5 protein-coding genes and 1 pseudogene are annotated in these 5079 nt (G+C 72.7%); 4 read left to right on the top strand and 2 right to left on the bottom strand.

The features are described 5' to 3' along the window. Positions 1-565: GntR family transcriptional regulator (locus AOK03_RS36455; RefSeq protein WP_157869178.1), on the bottom strand; the 565-nt coding region annotated here is incomplete at its 3' end. Positions 566-681: 116 nt separating this feature from the next. On the opposite strand from AOK03_RS36455, the gene AOK03_RS36450 reads away from it, so the two are divergent. The 3 genes and pseudogenes from AOK03_RS36450 to AOK03_RS41475 form a co-directional block, all read left to right on the top strand. Further along, entirely contained in the window at positions 682-1281 is a 600-nt protein-coding gene (locus tag AOK03_RS36450) for a LysE family translocator (protein ID WP_055569673.1), read from the top strand. A 49-nt stretch (positions 1282-1330) separates the two neighbouring features. Further along, positions 1331-2314: a bifunctional helix-turn-helix transcriptional regulator/GNAT family N-acetyltransferase gene (locus tag AOK03_RS36445; protein ID WP_055569672.1), complete on the top strand. Its 984-nt coding sequence runs from the start codon at positions 1331-1333 to the stop codon at positions 2312-2314. 56 nt (positions 2315-2370) lie between these two features. Further along, positions 2371-3048: pseudogene (locus tag AOK03_RS41475) on the top strand (sugar phosphate isomerase/epimerase family protein); the annotation flags it as partial. Here the strand turns inward: AOK03_RS41475 and AOK03_RS36440 are convergent. Next, a complete protein-coding gene (locus AOK03_RS36440; protein ID WP_055569671.1) occupies positions 3038-4036 on the bottom strand; it encodes an EamA family transporter in 999 nt (332 codons plus the stop codon). The pseudogene AOK03_RS41475 and the gene AOK03_RS36440 overlap by 11 nt on opposite strands. 90 nt (positions 4037-4126) lie before the next feature. Here AOK03_RS36440 and AOK03_RS36435 point away from each other — a divergent pair, with 90 nt between their 5' ends. Continuing rightward, positions 4127-5023 carry a LysR family transcriptional regulator gene (locus AOK03_RS36435; protein ID WP_055569670.1) on the top strand — a complete coding sequence of 299 codons (897 nt, stop codon included), beginning with the start codon at positions 4127-4129 and terminating at the stop codon, positions 5021-5023. Positions 5024-5079 lie beyond the last annotated feature (56 nt).

Raw genomic sequence — 5079 nt, 5'->3', positions numbered from 1 at the left:
GCGCGACGGCGCCGCGCAGCGCCCGGGTGCCGCGCGGATCCCCGTAGCCGAAGTCCGAGGGGGTGAGCCGGGCGAGCACGGAGCGCTCGGCGCGCAGCCAGGCCGCGCGCGGGAAGGCGGCGAGGTCGGGCAGGCCGGGTGACAGGTCGATGCGGGCGGGCGCGGCGCGGACGGCGTCGAAGACACCGGGGCCGGGAGGGGCCGTGAAGAGGTCCCCGGCCCCCTCGTCGGCGGCCGCCCGCAGGGCGGTCGGCGTGTCCCCGGAGGAGTCCGGCGCATGCGGTACGGCCACGACGACCGTGCCGCCACGCCCGCGCCCCTCGACGTGCCCGTCCTCGGTGAGCCGCCGGTAGGCCTCGGTGACGACGCCGCGGGAGACGCGCAGGTCACCGGCGAGGGTGCGGGTGGCGGGGAGCGTGCTGCCGACGGGGAGGCGCCCGTCGGCGATGGCGCTCCTGACCTGCCGCGCCAGCCAGTCGGAGAGCCCGCCCCTGGGGGCGTCACCGGTGTCGAGCTGGAGGAAGTCGGCGACCCCGCCGCCTTGCCCCTCGGAGCCACCCGTCACGAAGCCCTCCTCATGAAGTCCTCCTCATGGATCTGTGCTCTGTGGAGTTATGGACCTGTGGAGAGGAGATCCAATGGACCTGTTCACGGAGCCATTGTGGCGCCAGGGTCGAGGGCATGGAATTCCTCCTCACTTCCCTGGTCGTCTGCGTGACACCGGGCACCGGCGTCCTGTTCACGATCGCGGCCGGTCTGTCGCGCGGCACCCGCGCCGCGGTGATCGCGGCCGTCGGCTGCACGCTGGGCGTCGTCCCGCACATGGTGGCCGCGATCACCGGTCTCGCGGCGGTCCTGAACACCAGTGCCGTCGCCTTCCAGACGCTCAAGTACCTGGGCGTGGCCTACTTGTTGTACATGGCGTGGAGCACCTGGCGGGACAAGAGCGAGCTCACCGCCGAGCGGGAGAGCGAGCCGCGTTCGGCGGGCCGCACGATCCTCACGGGCGTACTGATCAACATCCTCAACCCGAAGCTGACGCTGTTCTTCTTCGCGTTCCTGCCGCAGTTCGTGGACACCGACGAGCCGTACGCCTTCCTGCGCATGACGGAGCTGAGCGCCTACTTCATGCTGATCACGTTCGCGGTCTTCGTGGTGTACGGCCGGTTCGCCGCGGCCATGCGGCACCACGTCATCTCGCGCCCGCGCGTGGTGAGTTGGATGCGCCGCACCTTCGCGGCGGCGTTCGCGGCCCTCGGGGCGCGGCTGGCCTTCCTCTGAGAGCGGGCGTACCGTTGACTCAGTCAAAGGTAACCCGGAGTGATGCGCCATGGCGACCGCGGAACCGCACACCCCCATCCACGAGATGCGCGCCTTCAACCGCTTCTACACGAACCTGATCGGCGCGCTCGACTACAGCCGGCACCTGTACGTCCCGTACACCCTCACCGAGTCCCGCGTCCTGTACGAGCTGGCGCACGCGCCCCGCACCGACGCGGCCGACCTCCGCTCCGAACTCTCCCTGGACGCGGGCTATCTGAGCCGCCTCCTCGCCAAGTTCGAGCGCGACGAGCTGGTCGAGCGGGCGCCGTCCACGGACGATCCGCGGCGTCAGCGCATCACGCTCACCGCGCGCGGGCGGGACGCCGCCGAGCTGCTCGACGAGCGGTCGCGGGAGTCCGTCGGCTCACTGCTCACCGAAGTCCCCGCCGCCGACCGGGCCCGGCTCGTGTCGGCCATGCGCACGGTGCGGGAGATCCTCGAAGACGGCCGCGGGCGGGGGCGGGGAAGCGGCCGCGAGCGCCACGAGGGTGTGCCGGACGTGACGCTCCGGGAGCCGGGGCCGGGCGACCTCGGGTGGATCGTCCAGCGCAACGCCGCGGTGTACGCGGCCGAGTTCGGCTGGAACACGGACTACGAAGGCCTCGTGGCCCGCATCGTCGCCGACTTCGCCCAGGACCACGATCCGCACCTGGAGCGCGTGTGGATCGCCGAGTTCGACAGGCGGCCCGTGGGGTGCGTGATGTGCGTACGGGACGAGGCGCCCGGCACCGCACGGCTGCGCCTGCTGCTCGTCGAGCCCGCGGCGCGGGGCCTCGGGATCGGGGACCGACTGGTCGCGGCCTGCGTGGAGTTCGCGCGGGGCGTCGGCTACCGCGAGCTGACGCTGTGGACCAATGACGTACTGGAGTCGGCCCGCGGCATCTACCGGCGCCACGGCTTCGTCCTCGTCGCGGAGAAGCCGCACCGCTCGTTCGGCGCCGACCTCGTCGGGCAGGACTGGCTGCTTCCGCTGCACGAGCGGCCCTCGTGAGTCCCACCCGCCGCGGCGGGGTTGACCACGCCCGCGCGCCGCCTACTGTCAGGACCATGAAATTCGCCTTCTCCACGCTCGGCGTGCCCGGCCTGCCCGTCCCCGACGTGCTCCGGCTCGCCACGGCCCACGGCTACCACGGCGTCGAGCTCCGCGCGCACCCCGAGGAGCCGGTCCACCCGGGGCTCGGGCTGGTCGAACGGGCCGACGTTGCCGCCGAGTTCAAGGAATCCGGCGTCGAGGTCCTCGGCATCGCCGGGTACGCGCGCGTGGCGGCGCCCGGTGACGACGAACCGGTGCTCGACGAGATACGTTCCCTCGTCGCGCTCGCCCGTGACCTGGGCGCCCCCTTCGTCCGGGTCTTCCCCGGCGGCGGCACCGAACAGAGCGCGGAGGAGGCCGACGCGACGGCCGCGAGGCGGCTCGGCACCGCCGCCCGGCACGCCGCCGACGCCGGTGTGCGCATCCTCCTGGAGACCCACGACTCGCACCGCACCGGCGCCGACGCCACCCGCATCCTCGGCACCGTCGGGCACCGCCAGGTCGGCGCCCTGTGGGATCTGATGCACACCTGGCTGGGCGGCGAGCCCGTCCCCGACACCTTCGCCGCGCTCTCCCCCTACCTCGGCTACGTACAGGTGAAGGACATCGCGTCGGCCGACGACACGACACCGCTGGCCCTCGGCGCCGGGGTCCTGCCGATCGAGGAGTGCGTGGCGCGGCTCAGCGCGGAGAACTGGGAGGGGTGGCTGTGCTGGGAGTACGAGAAGCGCTGGTACGAGGGTGCGGCGCCGCTCGCGGAGCTGCTGGGCCCCGGCCGTGAGCTCCTGTCACGCCTGGTGACCCGCTCCGCCTGACCGAGCCCCTGCCCGCTCCCGGGAAGGAAGCCAGCGCGACCCCGCCCACCAGCAACGCCGCGGCACACCACCGCAGCCCGCTCACCGACTCGCCGAGGACCAGGGCGGCCGACGACATCCCGAAGACGGGGACGAGCAACGAGAAAGGGGCGACCGTCGACGCGGGGTGGCGGCGCAGCAGATGGCCCCAGGCGCCGAAGCCGAAGACCGTCGTGACCCAGGCGACGTAGACGATGATGCCCGCGCCCTGCCAGTCGAGGGAGCGCAGGGCGGCGAGGTCCCGGGACGGCCCCTCGAAGAGCAGGGAGAGCGCGAGCAGCGGCAGCACCGGGACCGTGCTCACCCACACCATGAAGTTCAGGGAGTCCGGCGGGGACGCCTTGCGGGTGAGGACGTTGGAGACGCCCCAGCAGGCCGCGGCGCCCATCAGCAGCGCGAAGGCGGTGAGCGGACCGGTCTCCCCCTCGTCGACGGCGGCGACCGCGATCCCGCCGAGGGCGATCACCATGCCCGTCAGCCGCACGCGGCCGGGCCGCTCGCCCAGCGCCAGGAAGGCGAAGAACCCGGTGAAGACGGCCTGCACCTGCAGCACGAGCGAGGAGAGACCGGCGGGCATCCCGGCATCCATCCCGATGAAGAGCAGCCCGAACTTGGCCACCCCGAGCACGAGGCCCACGCCGACGATCCACTTCCAGGCCACCTTCGGGCGTCCCACGAAGAAGACGGCGGGCAGCGCGGCGACGAGGAAGCGCAGGGCGGAGAAGAGCAGGGGCGGGAAGTGGCCGAGCCCCACCTCGATGACGACGAAGTTGACGCCCCATACGGCGGCAACGAGAACAGCCAGACAGACATGTGCGGGTCGCATGCGTCGAGGATCACCCGAGCCGAACATGTAGCACCAGCGCGGATCTCTGCATGGTTGGATGAAGCAACGCTAATGAATGTGAGGCCATCCGTGCTCGATCTCGCCCGGCTCCGCGCCCTGCACGCCGTCTCCGTGCACGGCACCGTGGGTGCGGCCGCCACCGCGCTCGGCTATACGCCGTCCGCGGTCTCCCAGCAGATCGCCAAACTGGAACGGGAGACGCGGACGACGCTCCTCGAACGCCGGGGCAGAGGGGTCGCCCTCACCGAGGAGGCGCTCCATCTCGCCGATACGGCGCGGCAGTTGATGGCGATCGTCGAACGCGCCGAGACCGAGCTGGAGGAGCGGCGCGGGGTGCCCGCGGGGCGCCTCACCATCGCCGCGTTCGCGTCGGCGGCGCGGGGGTTGCTGCCCTCGGTCCTCGCGGACCTGGCCCGCCGCCACCCCTCCCTCGACACCCGCATGACGGAGATCGACCCGCACCTGTCCATCGACCTCGTCGCCAAGGGCGCGGTCGACATGGCCGTCGTCCACGACTGGGACATCGCGCCGCTTCCGACGCCGCCGGGGGTCGAGCAGGCGGTCATCGGCGACGACCTCTGCGACCTCGTCGTGCCTCATGACCACCGGCTCGCGGGGCGGGCGGCCGTGCGTCGCGAGGAGCTGGGGTCCGAGCGCTGGATCACTCAGCCTCCCGGGCTCGTCTGCCACGAGTGGCTGATCCGGACGCTCCGCGAGGCGGGGTGCGAGCCCGATATCGCTCACCAGGCCGAGGAGAACCCCACGTTGGTCGCGCTCGTCGCGGCGGGGCTCGGGGTCGCGCTCATCCCCCGCCTGGGCCGCGGCCCCATCCCCTCCGGCGCGGTCACGGTGCCCCTCACCCCGGTGCCGGTCCGCCGCCTCTACGCCCTGTGGCGCACGGGCGCCTCTCGCCGTCCCGCCATCGCCGAAACGGTCCGCACGCTCCAGTCCCACTGGGCCCCGTAACCGCCCCGCACCGTCCGGCGGCGGCAGGCACCCCACCCACCCGTTTGCCCTGCACC

Source organism: Streptomyces atriruber (assembly GCF_001418325.1).
GTDB lineage: Bacteria > Actinomycetota > Actinomycetes > Streptomycetales > Streptomycetaceae > Streptomyces > Streptomyces atriruber.
The sequence above is the reverse complement of the archived record's forward strand: the minus strand, read 5'-3'. Positions and strand labels throughout refer to the sequence as shown.